24 protein-coding genes and 1 pseudogene are annotated in these 23,835 nt (G+C 56.1%); 12 read left to right on the top strand and 13 right to left on the bottom strand.

What is annotated here, in order from left to right; translation table 11 throughout:
* The first annotated feature begins 23 nt into the window (after positions 1–23).
* Genes PU683_RS15435 through PU683_RS15420 form a run of 4 tightly spaced genes read left to right on the top strand, consistent with a single transcriptional unit; the run spans position 24 to position 3,085 of the window.
* Entirely contained in the window at positions 24–821 is a 798-nt protein-coding gene (locus PU683_RS15435) for an ABC transporter substrate-binding protein (RefSeq protein ID WP_431190961.1), read from the top strand.
* Positions 822–823: 2 nt separating this feature from the next.
* A complete protein-coding gene (locus PU683_RS15430; protein ID WP_277172992.1) occupies positions 824–1,645 on the top strand; it encodes an amino acid ABC transporter ATP-binding protein in 822 nt (273 codons plus the stop codon).
* Positions 1,645–2,403: an ABC transporter permease subunit gene (locus PU683_RS15425; RefSeq protein WP_277172989.1), complete on the top strand. Its 759-nt coding sequence runs from the start codon at positions 1,645–1,647 to the stop codon at positions 2,401–2,403. Before PU683_RS15430 ends, PU683_RS15425 begins: the two co-directional genes overlap by 1 nt.
* On the top strand, positions 2,393–3,085 hold the full coding sequence (locus PU683_RS15420; RefSeq protein WP_277172987.1) for an amino acid ABC transporter permease: 693 nt from the start codon (positions 2,393–2,395) through the stop codon (positions 3,083–3,085). The genes PU683_RS15425 and PU683_RS15420 overlap by 11 nt, the downstream gene beginning before the upstream one ends.
* Here the strand turns inward: PU683_RS15420 and PU683_RS15415 are convergent.
* Positions 3,068–3,514 (bottom strand): DUF441 domain-containing protein, encoded by a 447-nt coding sequence (locus tag PU683_RS15415; protein WP_187802222.1) that lies wholly within the window; start codon positions 3,512–3,514, stop codon positions 3,068–3,070. The two genes, PU683_RS15420 and PU683_RS15415, sit on opposite strands and share 18 nt — an antisense overlap.
* A gap of 11 nt (positions 3,515–3,525) precedes the next feature.
* Entirely contained in the window at positions 3,526–4,032 is a 507-nt protein-coding gene (locus PU683_RS15410; protein WP_277172985.1) for a YbaK/prolyl-tRNA synthetase associated domain-containing protein, read from the bottom strand.
* A 396-nt stretch (positions 4,033–4,428) separates the two neighbouring features.
* Here PU683_RS15410 and PU683_RS15405 point away from each other — a divergent pair, with 396 nt between their 5' ends.
* The gene (locus PU683_RS15405) at positions 4,429–4,755 is read left to right on the top strand and encodes a four-helix bundle copper-binding protein (protein ID WP_277172984.1); all 327 of its coding nucleotides are present in this window, start codon (positions 4,429–4,431) and stop codon (positions 4,753–4,755) included.
* 55 nt (positions 4,756–4,810) lie between these two features.
* On the opposite strand, the gene PU683_RS15400 is transcribed toward PU683_RS15405, so the two are convergent.
* The 4 genes and pseudogenes from PU683_RS15400 to PU683_RS15385 form a co-directional block, all read right to left on the bottom strand.
* Positions 4,811–5,548, bottom strand: a complete 738-nt coding sequence (locus PU683_RS15400) for an ankyrin repeat domain-containing protein (protein ID WP_277172982.1) — start codon at positions 5,546–5,548, stop codon at positions 4,811–4,813.
* A gap of 338 nt (positions 5,549–5,886) precedes the next feature.
* Entirely contained in the window at positions 5,887–6,381 is a 495-nt protein-coding gene (locus PU683_RS15395) for a MarR family winged helix-turn-helix transcriptional regulator (protein ID WP_277172980.1), read from the bottom strand.
* 248 nt (positions 6,382–6,629) lie between these two features.
* On the bottom strand, positions 6,630–8,174 hold the full coding sequence (locus tag PU683_RS15390) for a methyl-accepting chemotaxis protein (protein ID WP_277172978.1): 1,545 nt from the start codon (positions 8,172–8,174) through the stop codon (positions 6,630–6,632).
* Positions 8,175–8,316: 142 nt separating this feature from the next.
* Positions 8,317–8,895, bottom strand: a pseudogene (locus PU683_RS15385) (NAD(P)H-dependent oxidoreductase); the annotation flags it as partial.
* Between the two features lie 44 nt (positions 8,896–8,939).
* Here PU683_RS15385 and PU683_RS15380 point away from each other — a divergent pair.
* From PU683_RS15380 to arsC, 3 genes are read left to right on the top strand one after another with little or no spacing between them, the layout of a single operon-like run.
* The gene (locus tag PU683_RS15380; RefSeq protein ID WP_277172976.1) at positions 8,940–9,260 is read left to right on the top strand and encodes a metalloregulator ArsR/SmtB family transcription factor; all 321 of its coding nucleotides are present in this window, start codon (positions 8,940–8,942) and stop codon (positions 9,258–9,260) included.
* A gap of 44 nt (positions 9,261–9,304) precedes the next feature.
* On the top strand, positions 9,305–10,594 hold the full coding sequence (locus PU683_RS15375; RefSeq protein ID WP_277172974.1) for an arsenic transporter: 1,290 nt from the start codon (positions 9,305–9,307) through the stop codon (positions 10,592–10,594).
* A gap of 12 nt (positions 10,595–10,606) precedes the next feature.
* Positions 10,607–11,032, top strand: coding sequence for a glutaredoxin-dependent arsenate reductase (gene arsC, locus PU683_RS15370; RefSeq protein WP_277172972.1), 426 nt, complete (start codon positions 10,607–10,609; stop codon positions 11,030–11,032).
* Positions 11,033–11,387: 355 nt separating this feature from the next.
* On the opposite strand, the gene PU683_RS15365 is transcribed toward arsC, so the two are convergent.
* Together PU683_RS15365 and yeaG are read right to left on the bottom strand one after the other, a co-directional pair.
* Positions 11,388–12,662: a YeaH/YhbH family protein gene (locus tag PU683_RS15365; RefSeq protein WP_124968526.1), complete on the bottom strand. Its 1,275-nt coding sequence runs from the start codon at positions 12,660–12,662 to the stop codon at positions 11,388–11,390.
* 68 nt (positions 12,663–12,730) lie between these two features.
* Complete coding sequence (gene yeaG, locus PU683_RS15360; protein WP_187802232.1) at positions 12,731–14,665, bottom strand: protein kinase YeaG; 1,935 nt, start codon at positions 14,663–14,665, stop codon at positions 12,731–12,733.
* Positions 14,666–15,099: 434 nt separating this feature from the next.
* Here yeaG and PU683_RS15355 point away from each other — a divergent pair, with 434 nt between their 5' ends.
* Complete coding sequence (locus tag PU683_RS15355; RefSeq protein ID WP_277172969.1) at positions 15,100–15,846, top strand: MipA/OmpV family protein; 747 nt, start codon at positions 15,100–15,102, stop codon at positions 15,844–15,846.
* Between the two features lie 91 nt (positions 15,847–15,937).
* On the top strand, positions 15,938–16,792 hold the full coding sequence (locus PU683_RS15350; RefSeq protein ID WP_277172967.1) for an aldo/keto reductase: 855 nt from the start codon (positions 15,938–15,940) through the stop codon (positions 16,790–16,792).
* Positions 16,793–16,836: 44 nt separating this feature from the next.
* Here PU683_RS15350 and PU683_RS15345 read toward each other — a convergent pair whose 3' ends face one another.
* Entirely contained in the window at positions 16,837–17,721 is an 885-nt protein-coding gene (locus PU683_RS15345) for a D-hexose-6-phosphate mutarotase (protein WP_277172966.1), read from the bottom strand.
* 74 nt (positions 17,722–17,795) lie between these two features.
* Positions 17,796–18,791 carry a glyceraldehyde-3-phosphate dehydrogenase gene (gene gapA / locus PU683_RS15340; RefSeq protein WP_023481291.1) on the bottom strand — a complete coding sequence of 332 codons (996 nt, stop codon included), beginning with the start codon at positions 18,789–18,791 and terminating at the stop codon, positions 17,796–17,798.
* 342 nt (positions 18,792–19,133) lie between these two features.
* On the opposite strand from gapA, the gene msrB reads away from it, so the two are divergent.
* The gene (gene msrB / locus PU683_RS15335; protein ID WP_277172963.1) at positions 19,134–19,547 is read left to right on the top strand and encodes a peptide-methionine (R)-S-oxide reductase MsrB; all 414 of its coding nucleotides are present in this window, start codon (positions 19,134–19,136) and stop codon (positions 19,545–19,547) included.
* Positions 19,548–19,585: 38 nt separating this feature from the next.
* Positions 19,586–19,861, top strand: a complete 276-nt coding sequence (locus PU683_RS15330) for a YeaC family protein (RefSeq protein WP_277172961.1) — start codon at positions 19,586–19,588, stop codon at positions 19,859–19,861.
* A gap of 312 nt (positions 19,862–20,173) precedes the next feature.
* On the opposite strand, the gene pncA is transcribed toward PU683_RS15330, so the two are convergent.
* The 3 genes from pncA to sppA all read right to left on the bottom strand — a co-directional run bounded on the left by pncA (position 20,174) and on the right by sppA (position 23,759).
* The gene (gene pncA / locus PU683_RS15325) at positions 20,174–20,815 is read right to left on the bottom strand and encodes a bifunctional nicotinamidase/pyrazinamidase (RefSeq protein ID WP_277174303.1); all 642 of its coding nucleotides are present in this window, start codon (positions 20,813–20,815) and stop codon (positions 20,174–20,176) included.
* 10 nt (positions 20,816–20,825) lie between these two features.
* On the bottom strand, positions 20,826–21,842 hold the full coding sequence (gene ansA / locus PU683_RS15320; RefSeq protein ID WP_277172959.1) for an asparaginase: 1,017 nt from the start codon (positions 21,840–21,842) through the stop codon (positions 20,826–20,828).
* A gap of 63 nt (positions 21,843–21,905) precedes the next feature.
* On the bottom strand, positions 21,906–23,759 hold the full coding sequence (gene sppA / locus PU683_RS15315) for a signal peptide peptidase SppA (RefSeq protein ID WP_277172957.1): 1,854 nt from the start codon (positions 23,757–23,759) through the stop codon (positions 21,906–21,908).
* Between the last annotated feature and the right edge of the window lie 76 nt (positions 23,760–23,835).

Genomic DNA, 23,835 nt, shown 5'->3' with positions numbered 1-23,835 from the left:
CAACCTCATCACAAACTAAAAAAATGGCTGGGCTCAGCGCGCTGGCGCTGCTGTCGGCGCTCTCCTTCTCCGCGCAGGCAGACAAGCTGGCGGATATCAAAGCCGCAGGCGTCGTCAAAGTCGCTACCTTTGATGCCAACCCGCCCTTTGGCGCGATCGATCCTGAAAGCCACGATATTGTTGGCTACGACGTAGATTTTGCGAAAGCGCTGGCGAAAAGCCTCGGCGTGAAGCTGCAACTGGTTGCCACCAACCCGGCGAACCGCATCCCGCTGCTGCAATCTGGCAAGGTCGACTTGATTGTCGCGGATATCACTATCACGCCGGAACGCGCGCAGGTGATCGATTTTTCCACCCCCTATTTTGTTACCGGCCAGCAGTTTCTCGTCCCGGCCTCTTCACCGGACAAGCTTGATGCCTATAGCAAAGCGCGCATTGGCGCAGTGAAAGGCACCACCGGCGAGCAGGCGCTGCATCAGCGCTTCCCGCAATCCCGCGTACTGGCCTATGACGACATTCCGCTGGCGCTGACCGCGCTGCGTAACGGCAATGTGCAGGCGATCACTCAGGACAGCACCATACTGGCGGGGCTGCTGGCGGGGGCGCCGGATAAAGCGAAGTTTAAGATCCTGCCCGATCTGCTGTCGAAAGAGGAGATTGGCGTCGGCGTCAGCAAAGGGGAGAGCGCTTTGCTGAACAAAGTTAACGAAGAGCTGGTAAACCTTGAGAAGCGCGGTGAAGCGGCGAAGATTTACGACACCTGGTTTGGCCCGCAAACCAAAACGCCGGCTCCGCGCAGCTTTACCATAGAAGCGAAATAACGATGCTGGCAGGTCTCTTCTCTTCCCCTGCGGTCGATGTCGCAGGGGCGTTGCCCGTGCAAAAAGGCACGGTGGTGTTTCGCCAGGCGAGTAAACGTTTTGGTGACAACGTGGTGCTGAAAGCGATTGATTTACAGGTCGCGGCGGGTGAAGTGGTCGCGGTGTGCGGCCCTTCCGGCTCCGGGAAATCGACGCTGATCCGCCTGATAAATCAGCTGGAGAGTCTCAGCAGCGGCGAGATTTTTGTCGATGGTCAACCCACCCGCCAGCTAAATGGCCGCAAATTGCGCGAGTTGCGCCGTCATGTCGGCTTTGTTTTCCAGCAGTTCAATCTCTACGCCCACCTCACGGCGCTTGAGAATATCACCCTCGCGCTGCGTCACATTCATGGCAAAAGCGCCGCCGAGGCAGAGCAAATCGCGCTCGCGCTGCTGGCGCGCGTCGGCTTACAGGAGAAGGCGCAGCACTACCCGGCGCAGCTCTCCGGCGGTCAGCAGCAGCGGGTGGCGATTGCGCGCACGCTGGCGGCCGATCCGCACATTATCCTGTTTGATGAGCCGACCTCGGCGCTCGATCCGGAGATGATTGGCGAGGTGCTGCAGGTAATGAAGTCGCTGGCGCACAGCGGCATTACCCTGATTGTGGTGACGCACGAGATGCAGTTTGCCCGCGAAATCGCCGACCGGGTGATTTTTATCGACGGCGGCGAAATTCTCGAGCAGGCCGCGCCCGCCGACTTCTTTACCGCGCCGCAGCATCCGCGCGCGCAGCGTTTTCTGCAAAAGGTGCTCAACCCGCTGCATGCCGATAACAAGGAGTTGTAATGGCACTGCATCTTGACTGGGCGGGGGTGCTCAGCGGCCAGCCCGCAGAGTGGATCCTCTCCGGTTTTCTCACCACCGTATGGGTCACGCTGGTGGGCATGATCCTCGCGACCCTGCTTACCGTGCTGCTGCTGGCGCTGCGTCTGGCGGGCGGTCGCGCGGGCCGGGGGGCGGTGGCGGCGTGGGTTTCGCTGTTTCGTAATACGCCGCTGCTGGTGCAGCTGCTGTTCTGGTACTTCGCCGCGTGGAACGTTTTACCGCTGGCGGCCCGCCAGTACGTTAACGACGAGCACCCCTTTAGCATTCTGCCGGGGGATGTCTGGTGGTTTACGCCGGAGTTTCTCTCGTCGGCCTGGGCACTCGGGCTCTTTACCGCTGCCTTTCTGGTGGAGGAGATCCAGGCCGGGCTGCTCGCCGTACCGCGCGGGCAGGTGGAGGCGGCGCAGTCACAGGGCTTCAGCCCGCTGGCGCTCTTTCGCTGGGTGCTGTTGCCGCAGGGGGTGCAGAATGCCTGGCAGCCGGTGGTGGGGCAGTATCTCAATTTGATGAAACTCTCCTCGCTGGCGACCGGTATAGGTCTCGGCGAGCTCACTTATCAGACCCGGCAGATTGAGAGCTTTAACGCCCACGCACTGGAAGCCTTTGCCGTAGGCAGCGCGCTCTATCTGCTGCTCGGTCTGCTGATGAGTGTGCTGTTTAATCTACCGCGCCACTGGCGGTTCCTGCGCCATGCCACGGAGGTGTCGCGTGATCGCTAATATCACCGTCATTACCGATAACCTCGACTACCTGCTGTGGGGCAGAGCCGCGCAGGGCGAGCCGGGCGGCGTGCTGCTGTCGCTGTTGATGACTCTTGGCGCGGCGGTGCTGGCGTTTCCCGGCGGCATTCTGCTCGCCTGTTGCGCCTGGCGTTTTCGCGGCTGGCCGCGCAAAGTGCTGTTTCTGTGGGCGGAGCTGATTCGCGGCATCCCGCTGATCTTCGTTATCTTCTGGCTCTGGTTTTTACTGCCGTGGATAACGGGGGCGGATCTGCCCGGCGCGGTAACGGTCACGCTGGCGCTGGCGTGGTTTACCTCGGCTTCGGTGATGTACTCGACGCTGGCGGCGCTCGGCTCACTCCCGCGCGGTCAGTATGAGGCGGCGCTGAGCAGCGGGTTTGCCAGTGCGCAGATCCTGCGCCGCGTGCTGCTGCCGCAGGCGTTACGCAACGCGCTGCCGTCGTTTATCGGTTTGCTGATTGCGCTGCTGAAGGACACCTCGCTGGCCTTTATTGTTAACGTCCCTGAGCTGACTACCGTCGCCGGGCAGGTGAACAACCGCGTACAGGTCTATCCGGCAGCGCTGTTTATCTTTACCGGGCTGGTCTACTACCTGCTGTGCAGCGCGCTGGAGTATAGCGTCAAGCGCTGGCAGCGGCGGCTTTCACTGCCTACCAATTAGCAGCGACACCAGGCCGGCGGCAATCAGTGGCCCGACCGGCACGCCCCGGAACAGGGCCACGCCCAACACCGTTCCCACCAGCAGCCCTGCTACCAGCGAGGGCTGCGAACTCATCAGCGTGACGCCGCGCCCGCCCAGCCATGAGACAAACACCCCGACGGCAATTGCCACCAGCGATTTCCAGTTGGCAAAGGAGTGCAGCAGCGTCGAAGGCGGCAGCGATCCGCTGGCAATCGGTGCCATTACGCCAATGGTCAGGATGATAATGCCGACCGTCAGCCCCTGTTTTTCGATCCACGGAAAGAGGGTGTTGAGCGGCGTGACGCGCACAATGATCAGCACGAGGATCGAGACCGCAACGGTGGTGTTATGGCTGACGAAACCGAGTGCGGCGAGGGCGAGCAGAATAAACAGCGTGGTATCAAACATGCAAAGCGTCCTTACTCTGCGCTTTCGCGACGAAAATCGACCTGCGCCGGTCGGGCGATGCGCAGATAGTCGTGCGTATTCATGATGACTGATTTTTCCAGCAGCCCGGCGTTAAAGGCGATCTCATCGAAGCGCTGGAACAGCACCGGGTCGGCGACCAGTTCAAGGTCAGGATGAAAAGAGAAGGGGGGAATGGCGCCAAAGACGCAGGCAGTGAGGGCATCGACTTCCGCCGGGCTCGCCAGCGAGGCTTTCAGGCCGCCAAAGTGCTGCGCTAAGCGGCTGAGATCGGCCTGCAGGTCGGCGGCAAGGATCGCCAGCACATGTTTTTTCACGCCGTTGCCTTTGATTTTACACACCAGTGCTTTCGCCCCCTGGCCGAGCGCGGTACCGCGAATTTCACTCACCGCTTCACACTTGCCAACGGCATCATGCTCAACCACGCGAAAGCGGGCCTGTTGCTCAGTAAGAAGATGGAGTAGGTGCGCGTGGATATCGCGGCTGGCAATCTCAGACATGGTCGCTCCCTAAAATGTAAAGATGTTTACATTACCTCACATCGCGGGGGCTGAAAATAAAAATGCCGCCCGGGGGGGCGGCCAAGAAATACAAGCACTACAAACAATTCTTTGTGTGTACGGGAAAGTGATTTATTACCCTCTTGGGCGTTACTTGCTCACATTGCCAGGCGCAACACAGGCGCCAGTGGCGTATCAAACTTCATGGTGGGTAATGTGCCATATCTCTGCGGCGGCAAGAGGATAAATAAAACCGCTTTTTACGCCTATTTCTGGCTATAACCGGCAAATTTCGCTTATGTGACGGCATCTTAGACACAGGGACGGTAAAAATGGCGATCTCAGGTGGGTTAACTAGACTTAGAGGTTCACTTTATCCACATGGGGAGTGTGACTATGACTAATGAATATCAGTCCTGCATTGATGCCTGCTATCAGTGCGCCGAAGCCTGCGATCGCTGTGCGGTCTCCTGTTTGCAGGAGCCGCATCTTGAGATGATGCGAGCGTGCATTAAAACGGATATGGAGTGTGCAGCGCTCTGCCGTGTTACCGCGCAGCTGTTAAGCCTTGAGAGCGAGCATGCGAAGCAGGTGTGCCGTATTTGCGCGGACGTCTGCCGCGCCTGTGCCGAAGAGTGCTCGAAGCATCAGCACGATCACTGCCAACAGTGTGCTGCGCAGTGCCGCCGCTGTGCGGAAGTCTGTATGCAGATGACCGCTTAAAAGCCCCTCACGGGCAACATGGAACGGGAGGGTGGCGTCAGGAACACGCCACGCCCTATGCCCCGTGGCGCTTAAGCCTTTCGTTCACCTTGAACAGATTGTGGTAGAACTCGCCCTCTTTTTTAATTCTCGCAAGATCTTCGCTGACCATCTGCCTGAAAGAGTCCCCCTGGTGATTGCGCAGATCCGGGTTAGCCCCCTTATCCAGCAGAAGGGCTATCTTGTCGAACTCGGCACCAAAAAACGCCTCGGCCAGCAGCGTGTTGCCCAGCGAGTCACGGCTATTGATATCCGCACCCCGTGCGAGCAGCAGCGCCAGCGTGGCGTTGTTTTTTGCCCGGATGGTCGAGAAGATAAGCGGCTCATCGTAGCGCTTATCGCGGGCGTTGGCATCCAGGCCGCCGTCAAGCATCGCTTTTAGCCAGATATCTTTATCACCCATCGCCACCATTTCGGCGGGGCTCCAGGAGTCATCCTTTTGCGGCTGTAGCGGGTCGGCTCCCAGGCGCACCAAATCCGTGACGATCTGCAACCGCTCAGGCGGGTTGCCATTATAAAAAGACTCATTGAGAGCAAAAAAGAGGATCGTCAAATCTTCATTTCCCGGCGTGCTAAGGTCCGTCTTTTTCGCCAGGCGCAGGATGGTATAGCGATCTCCAGCCTGAATAGCCTTTGCCAGCAGCAGTTGAGCGCCGGCGAAGTGCTTTTCAGGTTCGATTTTTTTCAGGCTTTTACAGCCGGGCAGCAGGGTACACAGCAGAGTAAGCAGGAGCGTGGAGATAATTTTTTTCATGTCGTTTCCCTCGGCGAACAGCGTTTACATCCTTTATGAGTGCTTTTTGGGCTGTAACAGCGCGACGGCCTGGGCATAAACCGCCTTTGTGGCTCCTGTTGATTCACGTTCGCAGGCAATAAGGTGCGCCAGAATATTACCCTTGCTTAGGGTGCGCCCGGCGCGAAGCAGTGCTTGTGTTGCGTTGCCTATCGCTGCATGGACGGCGTCTTTGTCGTCTGAGTGGGGAAATGTCACGCTCTGTTCCTCGGGATGCTAATCCAGTTGATGACTTGTCCGCGCACCGGGGCTGGTGGTGCGTAGCCACTGGTCGCCTCGCCTGAGGCACCAAAAAAAGGTCAGGGCAGAGCTTTTAAAAGCTTTTCACGAAGCGCGCTAACCCGGGTTGCAAGATCGGATAGCTCTTCAAAGGGCGTCTCCATCACCGAGATCATATCGGCGGGCACACCGGCGGCCGCGATTTTTAGCTGCTCTCCCTTTTCGGTCAGGGTGATAAGTACCCGCCGCTCGTCGCCTTGCGTATCGCGGTTTCTGGACACAAGACCGGAGGCTTCAAGCCTTTTTAACAGCTGGCTCAGGGTCCCGGAGTCCAGCTGGACGCGGGCGCCCACTTCCGACACCGTCACGTTATCTTTTTCCCACAGCGCCAGCAGCACCAGATACTGTGGGTAGGTCAGGCCGAGCGGTTTCAGCCGTGACTGGTAAAGCCGGGTCATCGCCAGCGAGGCGGAGTAGAGCGCGAAGCAGAGAAACTGATCGACGGTTACCGGCGCATCGCTCTGGGTTGGCAGATCATCTCGCTCATCACTGTCGTTATTTACGTCGATACACATAAGCAGTTCGGGCCTGTTGCAAAGATAGAGTTCTCTCTGAACAGCGGCAACGGATTCAGGGAGGCCGGCACGTTCACGTTCGGAGTAAAGAGGCGCAGGAGAAGAGGAAGAGACGGCCTGCGCGTCGGCTGTCAAGGCAAAGTATTGAGTCTAATTATGTTGACGTCAACATAATTAAGGCTGACGTATGAATCACAGGCAAAACCGCGCCGCCTTTACGCTCTTTTTCGGCGGCGCGCTGTACCACATTACAGGCGGAACGTGTCGACCATGCCGCGCAGCGCGTGCGCCTGGGCAGAGAGCGACTGCGACGCGCTGGATGACTCCTCCACCAGCGCGGCATTGTTCTGCGTGACGCCATCCATCTGGCTGACGGCCAGGCTGACCTGGCTGATCCCCTGCATCTGCTCAGAAGAGGAGAGGGAGATATCATCCATCGCGTCTGCCAGATCGCCCACCATGCCGACAACTTTCAGGATGTTGTCGCCGGTGTCGGCGGCTTCAGCTACGCCATCTTCCACCTGAGCGACCGCCTGTTCAATCAACGTTTTAATATCCGCTGCCGCACTGGCGCTGCGCTGCGCCAGGGTTCTCACTTCTCCGGCGACCACGGCAAACCCGCGCCCCTGCTCACCGGCGCGGGCCGCTTCAACCGCGGCGTTCAGTGCCAGAATGTTGGTCTGGAAGGCGATGCCCTCGATCACGCTGGTGATCTCGCGCACTTTTACCGCGCTCTGGGAGATGGCGTTCATCGTCTGCGACATGCGCCCAAGCTCCTCGCCGCCGCTGCGGGCAAGGTTAGCGGTGGTGCGGGCGGTATCGGCGGTCTGGCGTGCGCCCTCGGCATTGCTTTTCACCGTGGCGGTTAACTGCTCCATACTGGCGGCCGTCTCCTGCAGTGCAGCGGCCTGCTGCTCAGTACGGGAGGAGAGCTCAGTGTTGCCCTGCGAAATCTCATCTGCCGCGGAGGCTACCGAGACGGAAGCATCGCGGATGTCGGAGACCAGGCTGCGCAGATTGGACTGCATACCGGCAAGGGAGGCCAGCAGGCTGGTGGTATCGTTGCGTCGCAGCGTCACCGGCGAGCTGAGATCGCCCCCGGCGATGGCGGCGGCAATCGCCTGTGCCTGGGAGGGTTCGCCGCCAAGCTGGCGCATCAGCACACGCACCGTAAACATACAGGTTGCCACCGCCAGTAAAATTGACACCACCGCCAGCCCGATCAAGAGCTGCGACGTGAATGTAATATTTTCACCGTTCTCCGCCAGCGTATCGCGGCTTAACTTCATTTGCACATCAGTCAGATCGTTAATAGCATCCAGCAGCGCTTTTTGCGCCGGTCGGGCGGTGTTCATCAGGTAGGTGGTCGTCTCCTCCTGACGATTCGACAACCCGAGTTTGCCCGCCTCCATCAGCGTCGACAGGGCCGCAGGCTCTGCCGCAACAATGCGCCTGAGTACCGCTTTACCCTCGTCGGAGACGTTTGTTGCCATGCTCTGCTCAAGCATCTCACGTTTACGGATATAGAGCTCGCGCTGATCGTTCAGCCGCTTCCACTCCGGCTGCATCTGAGCCGGGTCCGTCAGCAGCGCCAGGTTACGCACGGCGATGGCCATATCGCGCACGCTGCCGCGCATGTCCAGCACCAGATCGTAGCGCTTCATCTTAGCGTTAACGGTGTCATTCATGCTGTCCCGCGCCTGCCATAACCCATGTAGGGAAACAGCCGCACAGAGGATAAATAACAGAATAAGCAGGCCAAAACCTGCGCTCAGACGTGCAGAAATTTTCATCGGTTTTCTCATCATATTTGTGGTGTCGAACACTATCGGCAGAGGGAAAAAGATCATTAGAGTTGAAAACAATCAAATTGTTTTCAATTGTGTCGTGCGTTAGTTAATTGCGGGGTTTGCTAATTCAGCGAGGGAATTTGTCACCTTTACGCAGTAGCGTAATTTTAAACAACTCGTCGGTGACATCGGCAATACGAGCATACCAGGACGAGGGTTTTCTCATCGAGCCCCTGCCACTGAGGAGAGACTGGGGAGGGCGAACGTCCGCATCCATCGCCCCGGAATGCGCATCTGCTTGCTGGCCATAAAGGAGTGAGAGCCACCACATACCTGCATTACGGTAAGTGTTTACTGCGCCTTCGCTCAAAGGTATCCGGTCAATCTGTGCCTTTATGATGGCACTCACTGCCCCGTACCGCTCCATACCAGACCGTCATACCCTTTGATCGCTTCGCGCAACCCGATCACTTTGGGAGCATCATCGGGCAGCGGCAAAAAACAGCCTGACCTTTATACCTGTCGCCATCAGCAGGCGAACCGCCTCTTTTGCGGCAAAACGGCTACAGGAACGTTCTCTTACCGGGCCAGAAAAAATAAGGGTGCATCGCGGCTTCTGTAGCTGGAGGTGATCAGCAATTTGCTGATCAAAACACGCACGGTTCTGGGCAGCAAAATCCTGCCTTTTTTTCTCCTGTGGGGGCGATGGTTTTAAACTTTTCACATATGATTTATCGTATGTGTGCGCTGAAATGAATGGAGTGGAAAATGTTACAGCCTGTTGAGCTTTTTAAGATCCTGTCGGATGAAACCCGCCTCGCTATTGTCATGCTTCTGCGGGAATCCGGTGAACTGTGCGTCTGTGATATCTCTGCCGCCACCAGGCAATCACAGCCTAAAGTATCGCGGCACATGGCAATTCTTCGTGAGTCCGCGCTGGTTCTTGACCGCAGGGAAGGCAAATGGATCCACTATCGTCTTTCACCGCACATTCCTGCCTGGGCTGCTGAGACGATCACCACCTCCTGGCAGTGTCTGCGTGAAGACGTGCGTCAGTGGCTGGAAAGAACAGCGTGCACCTCATGTTGATCTCTTTATTAATATCTGTTTAAGCGTATATATAGGAGTTCTGTATGTTACTGGCAGGGAGTATTTTTTTGCTGACGCTGGTACTGGTGATCTGGCAACCCAGAGGCCTCAGTATCGGATGGAGTGCAGGTATTGGTGCCGCGTTGGCACTGTTCACGGGAGTTATTCATATTGATGATATTCCGGTTGTCTGGAACATCGTCTGGAATGCAACAGCGGCATTTATCGCGGTCATCATTATCAGCCTGCTGCTTGATGAGTCCGGTTTCTTTGAATGGGCTGCGTTGCATGTTTCACGCTGGGGAAACGGACGTGGGCGGCTACTCTTCACCTGGATTGTGCTCCTTGGCGCTGCCGTAGCTGCGCTGTTTGCTAATGACGGTGCGGCCCTGATACTGACGCCGATCGTGATCGCCATGTTACTGGCGCTGGGTTTCAGCAGGAGTACAACCCTTGCCTTTATCATGGCGGCTGGATTTATTGCAGATACAGCAAGCCTTCCTCTTATTGTTTCTAACCTGGTCAATATCGTCTCGGCCGATTTTTTCCATCTTGGTTTTACGCAATACGCTTCAGTGATGGTGCCTGTGAATCTGGGTGCCATTGCGGCCACCCTTGTGATGTTGCATCTTTTCTTTCGTAAGGATATCCCGGCGACCTACGACGTCGCGCGTCTGAAACTGCCGGCTGACGCGATAAAGGATCCGGCGACATTCAGAGCTGGCTGGATTGTTCTCATACTACTTCTGGTTGGTTTCTTCATTCTGGAACCACACGGAATTCCCGTCAGCGCGATAGCCGCAACAGGTGCCATTGTGCTGTTGGTGGTGGCCAGAAGAGGTCACGCCATCAGCACCGGGAAAGTGCTGCGCGGGGCACCATGGCAGATCGTGGTTTTCTCTCTGGGTATGTACCTGGTGGTCTATGGGCTACGGAATGCGGGGCTGACGGAGTATTTATCAGGGGTGCTGAACTTGCTGGCCACAAAAGGAGTATGGGCCGCAACGTTCGGTACAGGTTTCCTGACGGCGTTTATGTCCTCGGTGATGAATAATATGCCCACCGTTCTGATTGGCGCGCTGTCTATTGATGGCAGTACAGCGACCGGCATCGTGAAGGAAGCGATGATCTATGCCAATGTGATTGGCTGCGATTTAGGCCCGAAGATTACCCCGATCGGCAGTCTGGCCACCCTGTTGTGGCTGCATGTCCTGGCACAAAAAAATATGACGATTACGTGGGGATATTACTTCCGCACCGGCATTATCATGACCCTGCCCGTGCTCTTTGTCACACTGGCAGTGCTGGCGTGGCGACTCTCTTTCACTGTGTAAGAAGAAACTGATATGAGCAACGTAACTATCTATCACAACCCGGCCTGCGGTATCTCCCGCAACACGCTGGAGATGATCCGTAACAGCGGCATCGAACCAACCATCGTTTATTATCTCGATACGCCACCGACCGGCGAAGAGCTTATTAAACTCATTGCAGATATGGGGATTACGGTATGCGCACTGCTGCGAAAAAACGTAGAACCCTATGAAAAGTTAGGTATTGGTGAAGAAGATTTTAATGATGAGCAGTTAATCGATTTGATGCTTCAGAATCCGATCCTGATCAACCGGCCAATCGTCGTAACCCCGCTTGGCACGCGTCTTTGCCGCCCCTCGGAAATCGTGCTGGATATTCTCCCTGAAGGGCAGAAAGGCGCCTTTACCAAAGAGGATGGTGAAAAGGTCATTGACGAGGAAGGAAAGCGGGTAACGTAATCTGCACACTTGATATTATTGGGCGCCTGTTTATTTCATGTGGCGCCCGCGCATCGCTCTCAGAGGGGGGGAAGGATTATTTTTACACAAACCCCTTCATACTCTTTTTAAAACATACACAGTCACTCTTTGAAAGAGCACGCTCGCTGGGTGAGTTAAGGTTATGAAAACTCACCACAACGCACTGTTTTTTCGAAGCGAAGCAACGGATTTAAAACGTCTTGTTTCTGTCAAAAAACCACTGCCCAAAACCAGATGTAACATCCTGAGCTTATCAGGCATTTTTTCACGCCAAAAAGACGTAAATCAGCCAGTGAAAATAAATTAACTGGCTGATTTATCATTCAAATTTATGTTAATTTGCATTCTGCTTGTGGAACAGCTCGCGGAACACCGGGTAGATATCATCCTGGTCGCGGATATGCTGGATAGCGAAGTTATCAAACATCGTTTGCAGGTGTTCGTACTCGCGCCACAGCGTCTGGTGCGCCCGACGGGTGATCTCAATATAGCTGTAGTAACGCACCACCGGCAGGATCTTCTTCGCCAGGATTTCGTGGCACAGGGGGGAGTCATCTGCCCAGTTATCGCCATCGGAGGCCTGCGCGGCGTAGATATTCCACTGCCCTGGGTCGTAGCGCTCCTTCACCACCTCATCCATCAGTTTCAGGGCGCTGGAGACAATGGTGCCGCCCGTCTCCTGCGAGTAGAAGAACTCATGTTCATCCACCTCTTTGGCCTGCGTGTGATGGCGGATATAGACCACTTCCACGTTTTTATAAGTCCGGCTCAGGAAGAGATAGAGCAGGATATAGAACCGTTTGGCCATATCTTTGGTGGCCTGATCCATCGAGCCTGAAACGTCCATCAGGCAGAACATCACCGCCTGGCTGGAGGGTTCCGGGCGTTTTTCATAGTTCTTGTAGCGTAAGTCGAAGGTGTCGATAAAGGGCACGCGCTCGATTTTCGCCCGCAGCTCGGCAATCTCCTTGCGCAGGCGCTCCTCCTCCAGCAGTTGCGCCGGCTCGCTTTTGGCGACGGTCTCAAGATTACTCTCCAGCTCGCGCAGTTCGCGGCGCTTGCCGGCCGTCATCGCGGTGCGGCGGGCCAGCGAGTTCTGCAGCGATCGCACGACGCTGATATTGGCCGGCACACCGTTGGCGGTATAGCCGGCGCGGTGCGTTTTGTACTCATTCATCTGCCGCTGCTGGTTTTTCTGCAGATTGGGCAGGGCGAGATCTTCAAACAGCAGATCGAGGTACTCATCTTTCGAGATCTGGAAAACAAACTCATCCTGGCCTTCACCATCCTGACTGGCGTCGCCCTGGCCGCTGCCACCACCGCCACCGCCACCCTGCGGGCGTTCAATGCGATCGTTGGGTACGAAATGGTCGTTCCCCGGGTGAACGCGATGGCGTAAACCGCCGCGCCCCTGGTGGAACATCGGTTCGCTAATATCTTCCGTCGGGATTGAGACAGACTCGCCGCTCTCGACATCCGTGACCGATCGTTTATTGATCGCCCCGGAGATGGACTGCTTTATTTGCGCTTTGTAACGGCGTAAGAAGCGCTGGCGGTTCACCGCGCTCTTGTTTTTGCCGTTCAGACGCCGGTCAATGAACCAGGTCATAGTTCCCTCCCGCTGCGTATGCCAACTTTGCAACAGACCGCGCACGTGGCGCGGCCGGGGTAGTGCTGTTATGAAGATTTACGAACCCGCAGATACCATTCGCAGAGCAGGCGCACCTGCTTACGGGTATACCCTTTCTCCATCATGCGGTCGACAAAGTCATCATGTTTTTTCTGCTCGTCAGTCGAGGTTTTGGCGTTAAACGAAATGACCGGCAGCAGCTCTTCGGTATTGGAGAACATCTTCTTCTCAATTACCGTGCGCAGTTTTTCGTAACTGGTCCAGTTCGGATTGCGGCCGCTATTATTGGCGCGGGCGCGCAGCACGAAGTTGACGATCTCGTTACGGAAATCTTTCGGGTTACTGATCCCGGCGGGTTTCTCAATCTTCTCCAGCTCCGCATTGAGGGATTCACGGTCAAATAGCTGGCCGGTATCAGGATCGCGATACTCCTGATCCTGAATCCAGAAATCGGCGTAGGTGACATAACGGTCGAAAATGTTCTGCCCGTACTCCGAGTAGGATTCGAGATAGGCCGTCTGGATCTCTTTGCCTATAAACTCGGCATATTTCGGGATCAGGTAGCCTTTCAGGAACTCGAGATAACGCTCGGCCTGCTCCTGCGGGAACTGTTCGCGCTCAATCTGCTGCTCCAGCACATAGAAGAGGTGTACCGGGTTGGCCGCCACTTCCACATGGTCGAAGTTGAAGACCCGCGAGAGGATCTTAAAGGCGAAACGCGTCGAAAGGCCGTTCATTCCTTCGTCCACCCCCGCGTAATCTCGATACTCCTGGTAGGATTTCGCTTTCGGATCGGTGTCTTTCAGGCTCTCGCCGTCATACACGCGCATTTTGGAGTAGATGCTGGAGTTTTCCGGCTCTTTCAGGCGCGACAGGATAGAGAAGCGCGCCAGCGTTTCCAGCGTTCCTGGCGCGCATGGCGCGTGGGAAAGCTCAGAGTGATTAAGCAGTTTTTCGTAAATCTTCATCTCTTCCGAGATGCGCAGGCAGTAAGGCACCTTGACGATGTAAACACGGTCGAGGAACGCCTCGTTGTTTTTGTTATTACGGAACTGCACCCATTCCGATTCGTTGGAGTGGGCAAGGATGATGCCGTTAAACGGCAGGGCGGAGATCCCCTCGGTGCCGTTGTAGTTCCCCTCCTGAGTAGCGGTCAGCAGCGGGTGCAGCACCTTGATCGGCGCTTTAAACATCTCGACGAACTCCATCACCCCCTGGTTGGCGCGGCAGAGCGCGCCGGAGTAACCGTAGGCGTCCGGGTCGTTCTGCGCGTGGTTCTCCAGTTTGCGGATGTCGACTTTACCCACCAGCGCAGAGATATCCTGGTTGTTCTCATCGCCTGGTTCGGTTTTAGCGATGGCGATCTGCTCAAGGATTGACGGCCACACTTTTACTACGCGGAATTTACTGATATCGCCGCCAAACTCATGCAGCCGTTTTGCTGCCCACGGCGACATAATGGTGCCGAGATAGCGGCGCGGCACGTTGTACTCTTTTTCGAGGATCTGCGCATCTTCCTGCGGATTAAACAGGCAGAGCGGATGGTCATTGACCGGGCTGCGCTCGCCGTTAGCGCTCAGGACGTAGATCGGCACGCGCTGCATTAAGGATTTCAGGCGTTCCGCCAGCGACGATTTACCCCCACCGACCGGACCGAGCAGATAGAGGATCTGTTTCTTCTCTTCAAGCCCCTGCGCGGCATGCTTGAGATAGGAGACAATCTGCTCGATAGCTTCTTCCATACCATAGAACTCTTCAAACGCCGGGTAGCGTCCGATAACCCGGTTCGAAAAGAGACGGGAAAGCCGTGGCTCCTGAGCGGTGTCAACCATCACGGGCTCACCAATGGCCATCAATAGCCGTTCTGCCGCGTTAGCATAGGCACTGCGATCCTGCTTACAGATGGCAAGAAACTCCTGCAGTGTGAACTCTTCGTCCTTGGCAGCTTCATAGCGCTGGCGATAGTGATCGAATATATTCATGGCATGCCGTCCTTTCGTTTTTTAGCACAGGTTAAGAGCCGTTCGTATGAGTAATGGAGGCTCCCGGAAGCGTTAGCTGAACGACGCTTTTAGTCACCGAGCAACCCTTATGCCAGGTTGCATGCCAACAACTGAGCGCGGATCAGGTAAATCATCTTCTTAATTTAAGCGTAGAAGGCTTTGCAAATCTTGCATGCGCCCCAAAACCAATTTCAATGGCATATCAATAACTCATCCTAAAAATCCTGTTTTTGTCATAAGCCGTGGTCAGCGCTTTCATCGTTGTTTCATAACGCTGTAATGGGAGTGTCATAACTCGGCTTCAGAGTGGAAAGTTAATTTTTTGTAATCTTCAGACAAAAAGAGTTGGGCAGGGTGCGCGGGGCGACTACACTTCATCCGCCAATTATTTGACGAACAGGAAAGAAAGGACTGTGACCAAATTCAAACTCCTGGCACTGGGCGTAGTGACGGCGATCTCTGCCTGCGCGGCCAATGCAGAAAGCAATTTTTCTCTCGGCGCGGGTGTGGGCGTGATGGAGTCTCCTTATAAGGAGTACGACACGCGCGTAACGCCGCTTCCGGTTGTAACTTATGAGAGCGATGACTTCTGGTTCCGCGGCATCGGCGGCGGCTACTACTTATGGAATGACGAAGCGGACAAACTGTCGGTGATGGCCTTCTATTCACCCTGGCAGTTCAAGCCGAAAGATAGCGACAACATCCAGCTGCGCCAGCTCGATCGCCGCAAATCAACGGCGATGGCGGGTTTAAGCTATATCCACAATACGCAGTATGGTTTCCTGCGCACCACCCTTGCCGGTGACGTGCTGGATAACAGCAACGGCGTGGTGTGGGATCTGGCCTGGCTCTACAACTACACCAACGGCGGTCTGACCGTGACGCCTGGTATCGGCGTCGAGTGGAGCAGCGATAACCAGAATGAATACTACTACGGCGTATCGCGTTCAGAATCTCGCCGCAGCGGGTTGCCGGGCTACGATCCGGACAGCAGCTGGGATCCTTACCTTGAGCTGACCGTCAGCTACCGTTTCGCGGACAACTGGAGCGTTTACGGCACCGGCCGCTACTCGCATCTCTCTGATGAGATTAAAGACAGCCCGATGGTGGATAAATCCTGGTCCGGTCTGCTCTCAACGGGTGTGACCTACCGCTTCTGATTGTGCACGTCTACAGTGCATGTTGTGCATTCCAACAGGGCCTATGGCCCTGTTTTGTTTTATGGTGGTGCGTTCAACGCAGGAGAAGAAGATGGCAGAGAAAACGGTACGCCTCGGCAACGCGCTACTGCCCGCTATCGGGCAGGGCACATGGTATATGGGTGAAACCCCCAACGCCCGGCAGCAGGAGGTTTCTGCCCTGCGGGCGGGAATCGAGCTGGGGCTGACGCTTATCGACACCGCAGAGATGTACGCCGATGGTGCAGCAGAAGAGGTGGTCGGCGAGGCGCTACAGGGCGGGCTGCGCGACAAGGTGTTTCTGGTGTCGAAGCTCTACCCGTGGAATGCGGGCGGTGAGAAAGCGATTGCCGCCTGCGAAGCGAGCCTGCGACGGCTCAAAACCGACGCGCTCGATCTCTATCTGCTGCACTGGCGCGGCAACTACTCGCTGGCAGAAACCGTTGAGGTGATGGAGAGACTTATCCAGCAGGGGAAAATTCGCTGCTGGGGTGTCTCCAATCTGGATTACAGCGATATGCAGGAGCTGATGCAGGTAAGCGGCGGTGATGCCTGCGCGACCAATCAGGTGCTCTATCATCTCGCTTCGCGCGGTATTGAATACGATCTGTTGCCGTGGTGTCAGCAGCAGGCGATGCCGGTGATGGCCTACTGCCCGCTGGCGCAGGCCGGGCGGCTGCGCGACGGGCTGATGGAAAACAGTGTAGTGCAGCAGGTTGCCGCGGCGCATGGTGCCAGCGCGGCACAAATCTTACTGGCGTGGGTGATTCATCATCAGGGCGTGATGGCGATTCCGAAAGCGTCGAGCGTGAAACATGTGGAGGAGAATGCCGCCGCGCTCACTATCGTGCTCAGTGATGAGGAGATGGGAAGACTTGACGCGGCGTTTCCGGCGCCGAAGGGGAGAACCCCGCTTGATGTGGTGTAAGAGAGGCAACTCCCTCTCCCGAAGGGAGAGGGAGGGCAGGGCAATCAGCGTTTAACGACACGGATGGTCTGTGCAAGGCGGGAAGGCTTCTCTTCGCTCGCTTTCTGCGCGACGGTCGCATTGACCGACTCGACGCAAACAAAGGTTTTGTAGCCATCATCAGGCATGTCCGCCATGCTGACGGAGAGTGCCGGACCCGGGTTCCAGGCAACGACGTTGGCGTTGTGGTGGTGGGTCACTTCAATCGCGCGCTTGAGCTTCGCGTCGTGGATCAGGCTGCAACCCTCGGCGTTGAGGTAGACACGGTCGACGCGATCCGGGAAAGTCTGCACACCGTCGGCCAGCACATCCTCTTTTGCGTCATTCACTTTATCAATAAAGCGATCGCCGAGGCCGCTCACTTTGACCTCGGCAATATCGCCCACGTTGAAGTAGGTGTGCAGGGCGGAGGTGGTTTCAAACTCGCCGTGCGCTTCCAGCTCCATTTCGCAGGTCGCCGCCAGTTTGAAGCGGGCAAAGAGGGTAAAGTCATGCGGCCAGTGCTTGTGCGACGCTTCGCTGCTCTGCAGTTCAAAGGTCAGCACTACGCTGCTCTCATCTTCGTTATGCGCCTGCAGCTCCCAGGGCAGGTTACGGGCAAAACCGTGCGCCGGCAGACCCTGCTCCTTCGCCGGGCCAAACCACGGCCAGCAAATCGGCACGCCGCCGCGGATCGCCACACCCTCTTTAAACGGTGTATTGCCGCTCAGCCATAGTACTTCTTCTTCACCCTGCGGTTTCCAGCACAGCAGATGCGCGCCCTGGTAAGCAAACGCGGCTTTCACCTGCGGATGGTCGACAACCAGCACGTCGAGGTCATCCAGCGTGCGGCGCGAGAGCGTTGGCGTGATTTGTTCGACTACCGGAAGTGCAAAAATTTTGTTAATCATTAACGCAATCCTCTGTCTTCAAAACAAAAAAAGAGCGACCGAAGTCGCCCTTTCAGAAAGCTTACCATCTCAATTTATTTGGAGATGTGAGCGATCAGATCCAGAACTTTGTTAGAGTAGCCGGTTTCGTTGTCGTACCAGGAGACCAGTTTCACGAAGTTGTCGTTCAGTGCGATACCTGCTTTAGCATCGAACACGGAGGTGCATACTTCGCCGTTGAAATCGGTAGAAACCACGTCGTCTTCGGTGTAACCCAGAACGCCTTTCATTTCGCCTTCAGAAGCGGCTTTGATGGCTTTCTTGATCTCTTCGTAGGACGCTGCTTTTTCCAGACGAACGGTCAGGTCAACAACGGATACGTTCGGAGTCGGAACGCGGAACGCCATACCGGTCAGTTTGCCGTTCAGTTCCGGCAGCACTTTACCTACTGCTTTAGCAGCGCCGGTAGAGGACGGGATGATGTTCTGAGCTGCGCCGCGGCCGCCGCGCCAGTCTTTGTGAGACGGGCCATCAACGGTTTTCTGAGTTGCGGTGGTCGCGTGAACGGTAGTCATCAGACCTTCGATAATGCCGAAGTTGTCGTTGATAACTTTCGCCAGCGGAGCCAGGCAGTTGGTGGTGCAGGATGCGTTGGAAACGATGTCCTGGCCAGCATATTTCTCGAAGTTAGCGCCACGCACAAACATCGGAGTGTTGTCTTTGGACGGACCGGTCAGTACAACTTTTTTCGCGCCGGCAGTGATGTGCTTACGAGCAGTTTCGTCGGTCAGGAAGATACCGGTAGCTTCAGCAACAACGTCAACGCCGATTTCGTTCCACTTCAGGTTAGCCGGGTCTTTCTCAGCAGTAACACGGATGGTTTTGCCGTTAACAACCAGGTGGCCGTCTTTCACTTCAACGGTGCCGTTGAAACGACCGTGAGTGGAGTCGTACTTCAGCATGTACGCCATGTAATCCGCATCTAACAGATCGTTGATACCAACGATTTCGATGTCAGAACGCTCTTGAGCAGCACGGAAAACAATGCGACCGATACGGCCAAAACCGTTGATACCTACTTTGATAGTCATATATTCCACCAGCTATTTGTTAGTGAATAAAAGGTTGGCTGTAAAATTACAAAAACCTTACGCAGCGTCAAGCGGAATCGTGTCAATCATTGCGACAAATCAATCATCCGCATGTCCGTGGTCAGACTGATTAATCTCACTTTCCCTTTGAGCATCTTCCCCATATGGGGTGTCGCCGGAAATTTTAAAGGCCACTCGAGATAAAAATGTGAGACTCATCACAATTCCCTGGCTGCTTTATCGCAACTGCTAAGTTTAGAACAAAAGTCGAACCCTGAGTGTTAATGTTTTGTTAGAATCATGCTGATAAGTTGTCGAATCATGACCGCGAGATGTAAATAAATGACCAACAATTCTTCCCACGACGATCTGAAAAACGATCTGACCGAAATGCAGTTCTACGTAACGCAAAATCATGGCACCGAGCCGCCGTTTAGCGGACGCCTGCTGCACAACAAGCGTGATGGTGTCTACCACTGCCTGGTGTGCGATGCCGCGCTCTTCAACGCCGAGACCAAGTATGATTCTGGCTGCGGCTGGCCGAGCTTCTATGAGCCGGTGAGCGAAGAGGCGATCCGTTATATCAATGACTACTCCCACGGCATGCAGCGTGTGGAGATCCGTTGCGGTAAGTGTGATGCGCATCTGGGACATGTGTTTCCGGACGGCCCACAGCCTACCGGTGAGCGCTATTGCGTTAACTCCGCATCGCTGAGCTTCACCGATCAAGAGAATGGCGACCAGACACGCGGTTGAAAAATCGATTCAGCTATTATTCCAGAGAGCAGAGTAAGATGAATATTGATGAGATCGTGAGCAGCATGACGCCGGAGATCTACCAGCGTCTGGCGACGGCAGTTGAACTGGGAAAATGGCCCGATGGCGTCGCGCTGACGCCCGAGCAGAAAGAGAACAGTCTGCAACTGGTGATGTTGTGGCAGGCGCGCAATAACGTGCAGGCGCAGCATATGACCATCGATACCAACGGCCAGATGGTGATGAAGAGCAAACAGCAGCTGAAAGAGGAGTTTGGCATTACGCCAAAACCGATCGCCACCTTCAAATCCTGACGATCTGCCGGATGGCGGCATAAATGCCTTATCCGGCCTACGGAGTTGCATGCCGTTGTAGGCCTGCTAAGCGCAGCATGATCAGGCAGGTATTCGGGACCGGAGCGAAGTGCCGGATGGCGGCATAAATGCCTTATCCGGCCTACGGGGCGGCACGCCTTTGTAGGCCTGCTAAGCGCAGCATGATCAGGCAGGTTTTCGTGCCCGGAGCAGAGTGCCGGATGGCGGCATAAATGCCTTATCCGGCCTACGGAGTGGCACGCTTTTATGCCGTTGTAGGCCTGATAAGACGTAGCCGCCATCAGGCAACGTTTACCCCTGCGTTTCCAGCCAGTCCGCCAACGTATAGAGCGTCGCGCCGCCGCTTGCCATCGCCATAAACGCCTGCGCGCTATCGTCGGCGTGCAGGTTTACGCCACGGCAACCATCGGTAATCACATTGACTTCATACCCCAGCTGCAGCGCATCCTGCACCGTAAACTTCACGCAATAATCGGTGGCTAACCCCATCACCATCAGTTCACGGATGCTGTGCGCCTGCAACCAGCCATGCAGCGCTGTCTGCTGACGGTGACCGTTATCAAAAAAAGCACTGTAGCTGTCGATAAGCGGGTTTTCTCCCTTATGGAACACCGCATCGATGGCCTGCTGATCGAGCAGCGGATGTAGCGCCGCCCCCTCGCTCCCTTGCACACAGTGATCGGGCCAGAAGGTTTGCGGCAACCCGTCCAGCTCACCGATGACAAAGGGCTCAACGCCGTGCTGACTGGCGAAACTGCCATGATTGACCGGATGCCAGTCCAGGCTGGTCAGTACCGGCTCGCCGCGGCTTTTAAACCAGGGTATTAGCCTGTTTGCCACATCCACGGTGCTGTCGCCGCCCGCGACGGCCAGCGCGCCACCGGCGCAGAAATCGTTCTGCAGATCGACCAGCAGCAGAGCGCGTGCTTTCATCATGAACTCCTTACTCATCCGGCGTCAGTTCACCGCGCAGGTTTTGCGTCATTGCGGTGCGGATCGCATTCGCGTCCAGATCCTGACTTAACAGATAGTGCAGTTTGGTCAGCGTCGCTTCGACCGTCATATCCGCACCGCCAATCACGCCTGCGTGGGCGAGGGCGTTACCGGTGGCATAACCGCCCATATTGACCTTACCGGACATACATTGTGTCAGGTTGACGACCACGATACCGCGCTCGCTCGCTTCCTGTAGCGCCTTAAGGAACGCACGGTTTTGCGGCGCGTTACCCACGCCATATGAACGCAGGATCAGCGCTTTTACCGGCTGGAGCAGGAAGTTACGTACCACATCGGCAGAAATGCCCGGGTAAATTGTCACGACGCCAATCGGTTGCGGGGTGATCGGATGCACGATCAATTCGCCCACGGTGCTTGGCGCAGGCGGTGTGCCGAGGCGGCGAATATGGATACCCGCTTCCAGCAACGGTGTGAGATTCGGTGACGCAAAAGCATCAAAGCCATCGGCATGTGCTTTAGTCGTGCGGTTACCGCGATAGAGGCGGTTGTTGAAGAAGAGGGTCACTTCGTTAATCGGGAAATTCGCCGCCACGTAGAGGGCGTTAAGCAGGTTGATCTGCCCGTCTGAGCGCAGCTCTGCCAGTGGAATTTGTGACCCTGTCACAATAACCGGCTTGCCGAGATTTTCAAGCATAAACGACAGCGCCGACGCGGTGTAGGCCATGGTATCGGTGCCGTGCAGGATCACGAAACCGTCATACTCGTCATAGTGCGCCTGCACATCATCAGCAATATGCTGCCAATCCTCTGGCGTCATATCGGAGGAGTCCATCAACGGGGCATATTCGTGGATGGTGAAGTCGGGCATCTCCGGGCGATGGAACTCTGGCATCAGCGCCAGCTGGCGTTGCAGATGACCGGAAACCGGCACATAGCCATGCTCTGAACGCTGCATGCCGATGGTGCCGCCCGTGTAGGCTACATAAATGGATTTTTTTTGCATGGTAAGTAGGTTCTGACTAAATCAAAAAAATCCCCTCCGGCGGAGGGGATGCGTAAGGAAAAATTAGCGAACGGTGGCGCAGTTCAGGCAGAGCGCATAACGGTTCTGCGGATCGTTAAACACCGCCAGTTTATCCGTCTCGGCTTTCACTTCCTGCGCCGCGCTGGCCAGCGGTGCCGGCAGGTAAGCCTGCAACGCCTGCGGCAACATCGCGTGCACCGAGCCGGTCATGCTGTCCACCACGCGGTCCAGTAAACCTGGCTCCTCTTCGTAGTAATCAACATGCCAATGTTTCAGCTTCGCCAGCTCTGCGGCCTTGGCAATCGCATCATCGAAGTCGCCCAGCGCATCGACCAGACCGTTGTTTTTCGCATCCTGACCGGTCCAGACGTGGCCCTGTGCGATTTTATCCACCTGCTCCGGCGTGCTATTGCGCGATTTCGCCACCAGCGTGATAAAGCGCTTATAGCCGTTCTCGATGCTCAACTGCATCATCTGCTGCACTTCATCAGGCAGCGCTTTGGTCATGCTCACATCCGCCAGCGGAGAGGTGGCAACGCCATCCGTATGCACCCCGATGCTGTCGAGGCTGTTCTCCAGCGTATTGATCACGCCGAAGATGCCGATGGAGCCAGTCAGCGTGCTCGGGTTAGCAATAATGTAGTTGGCTGGCGTCGAGATCCAGTACCCGCCGGACGCTGCCATACCACCCATCGAAACGACAACCGGTTTCCCTGCCGCGCGGGCAGCGGCCAGTTCGGCACGGATCACCTCGGAGGCGCTGACGCTGCCGCCAGGGCTGTTCACGCGCAGGACAATCGCTTTGACCTTATCATCCAGACGCGCATCGCGGATCTGCGCTGCGGTGGTATCACCGCCCACGTTCCCCGGCGTCTCTTCGCCATCCATAATGGCCCCATTAGCAAAGATCACCGCCACGGTGCCGCCGACATCGGCTGGCGTTTTGGTTGAGTAGTCATAGAAGCTGACGGCACGGAAGTTTTTATCTGCTTCACTCCAGCCAAACTGTTTCACCATCGCTTTTTCAGCGTCAGCCGCAGAGCCCAGCTCATCGACCAGCTTGTTATCCAGCGCATATTTCGCTGTATCACCGTCCACTTTACGCAGACCATCAAGCATCGCCTGCGCGCCAGGGAAGAGCTGCTGAGCGGTGATCTGGCGGTTAGCCGCCACGGTGTTGAGGTAGTTTTGCCACAGCTCGCCAATCCAGCGGCTGTCCGCTTCGCGCGCGGCAGGGGACATATCGTCGCGTATGAAAGGCTCAACGGCAGATTTGTAGGTGCCGACGCGGAAGACGTGGGTCGTCACTTTCAGTTTGTCGAGCAGCGCCTTGTAGTAGAGACCGTTGGTAGCAAAACCATGCAGATCGACTACGCCCTGTGGCGAGAGCCAGATTTTATTGGCAAAACTCGCAAGGTAATACTGACCCTGGCTGTAGTTATCGCCCACCGCGTAGACCGGTTTGCCGCTGTCACGGAATTCGCGCAGGGCTTTACCGATGTACTGCATTGAGGGCTGATCGGCCCCGGCGAAATTCTTCAGATCGAGCACAATGCCGGTAATGTTGCGATCCTGCTGCGCCTGACGGATGGTTTCGACGATATCGAAGAGTGAGTTCTCCTGCAGACGATCGGAGCTGGCGCCGAACAGCTGGCGACCCAGTGCGCCGAGGCGACCGCTGGCGGAGGTTTTATCGACCACCACGCCGGAGATATCCAGCAGCAGCGCGCCGCGCCCGCTGCGCTCCGCTTTGCTGTCGCTCATCTGCATCCAGACGCCGACTGCAACTAATATCAACACGATGAAGATAACGTTCATCACCAGGTTGCGGGTAAAGTTCAGCAGTCGCCAGCACCACTTAAAAAAACCGGCAATAATACGCCAAAGGGTTTGCATGTATTCTCCCTGCGAGTTAACGGCCACCGCTGCCCGAGCGGCAAAGTGTGGTTATCCTAATTATCCCGCTGCCTCT

Origin of the sequence: Candidatus Kosakonia sp. 282A-S69, assembly GCF_029433855.1 — a bacterium.
GTDB lineage: Bacteria > Pseudomonadota > Gammaproteobacteria > Enterobacterales > Enterobacteriaceae > Kosakonia > Kosakonia cowanii_A.
Note: the sequence above shows the minus strand (reverse complement) of the source record. Positions and strands in the feature narration are given on the sequence as shown.